Annotated in this window: 1 protein-coding gene; it reads right to left on the bottom strand. The window is 72.3% G+C overall.

The features are described 5' to 3' along the window. A partial coding sequence (locus tag AB0B40_RS38075; RefSeq protein ID WP_362268214.1) for a beta-ketoacyl synthase N-terminal-like domain-containing protein occupies nt 1-3,047 on the bottom strand: 3,047 nt, incomplete at both ends.

The raw sequence follows: 3,047 nt of genomic DNA, 5'->3' as shown, positions 1-3,047 counted from the left end.
ACAACTCCGCAGCCATACCCAGCCACTGCGAACCCTGACCCGGGAACACGAACACCGTCTGCCCACGTGAACCGGCGACGCCGCGCACCACGCCGGGCAGGACACGTCCATCGGTCAGCGCGTCCAGGCTGTCCAGGAGGCCGTTGCGGTCTCCCGCGAGGACCACGGCTCGGTGCTCGAACGCCGACCGAGTGGTCGCGAGCGAAAGGCCGACATCCAGGGGTGACAACCCGTCGCCGTCCCGTACGAACGCGGACAGTCGCGCGGCCTGGGCTGCCAGTGCACTGTCCGAGCGGCCCGAGATCACCCACGGCACCACCGCGGGCGGTGCGTCCTCCACGGAGGGTTCCACTTCCGGAACCGGATCCGGCGCCTGTTCGAGTACGGCGTGGGCGTTGGTGCCGCTCATACCGAAGGAGGAGACGGCCGCGCGCCGGGGCCGACCGGTCTCGGGCCAGGCCACGTCCTCCGTCAGCAGCCGTACCGCTCCCGCGGACCAGTCGACGTGTGGCGTGGGCTCGTCGAGGTGGAGCGTGCGCGGCAGCATGCCGTGCTGCATGCCGAGGACCATCTTGATGATTCCGGCGACACCGGCCGCAGCCTGCGTGTGACCGATGTTCGACTTGATCGAGCCCAGCCACAGCGGCCGGTCCTCCGGACGGTCCTGGCCGTAGGTCGCCAGCAGCGCCTGCGCCTCGATCGGGTCACCCAGCTTCGTCCCCGTACCGTGCGCCTCCACCACGTCCACCTCGGCCGCCGGGACCTGGGCGTTCGCCAGCGCGGCCCGGATCACCCGCTGCTGGGAGGGGCCGTTCGGCGCCGTGAGACCGTTACTCGCGCCGTCCTGGTTGATGGCGGTACCCCGGACGACGGCCAGTACCCGGTGCCCGTTGCGGCGGGCGTCGGAGAGGCGCTCCAGCAGGAGGACGCCGACGCCCTCGGCCGGCCCGAAACCGTCGGCCGCGGCGGAGAACGGCTTGCAGCGGCCGTCGGGGGCGAGCCCGCGCTGTCGGCTGAAGCCGACGAAAGTCCAGGGTGTGGACATGATCGCCGAACCGCCGGCTAGTGCCAGCGGGCATTCGCCCTGGCGCAGCGACTGCACCGCCAGGTGCAGGGCGACCAGTGACGAGGAGCAGGCCGTGTCGACGGCCACGGCAGGACCCTCGAAACCGAAGGCGTACGCGAGACGGCCGGAGGTGACGCTGAGAGCGTTTCCGGTGACGAGGTAGCCCTCGACTCCGCTCGACGGGGCGTGGCTGCCCGTGCCGTAGCCGTGTGAACCGGCACCCACGAAGATGCCGGTCTGGCTGCCCCGCAGGACCGCCGGGTCGATGCCCGCGCGTTCGAACGCCTCCCAGCCCGTCTCCAGCAGCAGCCGCTGCTGCGGGTCCATCGCTGTAGCCTCACGCGGCGAGATGCCGAAGAACGCCGGGTCGAAGCCGCCCGCGTCCGAGACGAAACCGCCGTGGCGCGAGTACGTCTTCCCGGGGGCGTCGGGGTCGGGGTCGTACAGCGCCTCCGCGTCCCAGCCACGGTCCTCGGGGAACCCGGAGATCGCGTCTCGGCCCTCGGTCAGCAGCTCCCACAGCTCTTCGGGCGACTGCACACCGCCGGGGAAGCGGCAGCTCATCCCGACGATCGCGATGGGTTCCTGGTCCGTCGCGGCCCGGACCGCGGGCTCCACGGGGGCGATGGTGTCGTCCTGGCGGCCGAGGATCTCGGTGTACAGGTACTCCGCGAGGGCGACCGGAGTCGGGTGGTCGAAGACGACGGTGGCCGGGAGTCGGCACCCCGTCGCGGTGTTCAGGTGGTTGCGCAGTCGGACCGCGGTGAGGGAGTCGAAGCCGTGGTCCTTGAAGGTGAGGCCCGGCTCGACGCCGTCCGGGGTGGCGTGCCCGAGGACGGTGGCGGCCTGTTCCTGCACCAGCCGCAGCAGGATGCGCTGCCGCTCCGCCTCCCCCGCGCGCCGCAGGCTGCGCCGCAGGTGCGACTCCTCGGCGTCCGAGGCGGCCTGCGCCAGCGGGCGCCGGGTCACGGTTCGCCGGTCCGGCTCGTCGGTCGTCGCGCGGGAGGCGAGGTCGGCCACCACGGACAGCTGTTCCTGGGACACCGGGCGGGTCACCAGGGCGTCCACGCTGGCGACCGGTGTACCGACCGCGTCGGTGACGAGCACCGACAGTCCGTCGGCTCCGGCCGGCGCAAGCCGTACGCGCAGCGTCGAGGCGCCGGTGGCGTACAACGACACCCCTCGCCACACGAACGGCAGCCGTGTTCCTTCCGCCGCGCCCCGGTCTGCGTCCAGCGGTCCCAGGCCCGCCTGCAAAGCGGTGTCCAGCAGCACGGGGTGGAGACCGTACCGCGCCACGTCCACTGGCTCGGCGTCCGGCAGCGTCACCTCGGCGAACACTTCGTCACCGCGCCGCCAAACCGCCTCCAGTCCGCGGAACGCCGGCCCGTACGTCACTCCGGTCCGCGCCAGCCGCTCATAGAAGCCGGCTAGCTCGACGGCCTGCGCGCCGGTGGGCGGCCACGTGCCCAAGTCATGTTCTGTCGCGAGGGTTTCGGGGCCGACGATCAGAACACCGGTGGCATACCGGGTCCAGGACCGCCCGTCCACGGCGTCCTCGTCACGGGCGTACACCTCGACGGAGCGCGCACCGTTCCTGTCGGGTCCGCCGACGGTCACCTGAACCTGTACGGCGCCCCGCTCCGGCAGCGCGAGCGGCGCCTCGAGTGTCAGCTCCTCCACCCGGTCACAGCCGACGGTCTCACCGGCCCGCAGCGCCAGCTCGACGAAGGCGGAAGCCGCGAGCAACGGCGTTCCCTGTACGGCGTGTTCGGCGAGCCAGGGGTGGGTGCGCAGGGACAGCCGGCCCGTCAGTAGCGCCCCGTCGGACGCGGGCAGCGTGACAGCCGCGCCCAGCAACGGGTGATCGGCCGAGGACAGACCGGCCGACGCGACATCACCCTGGCGGGCGGTGTCGGGTTCGATCCAGTAGTGCTGGTGCTGGAAGGCGTAGGTGGGCAGGTCGACGCGCTGGGCACCC

Source organism: Streptomyces sp. NPDC042638 (assembly GCF_040647235.1).
GTDB lineage: Bacteria > Actinomycetota > Actinomycetes > Streptomycetales > Streptomycetaceae > Streptomyces > Streptomyces rameus.
This window is presented reverse-complemented; position numbering and strand designations above follow the sequence as displayed.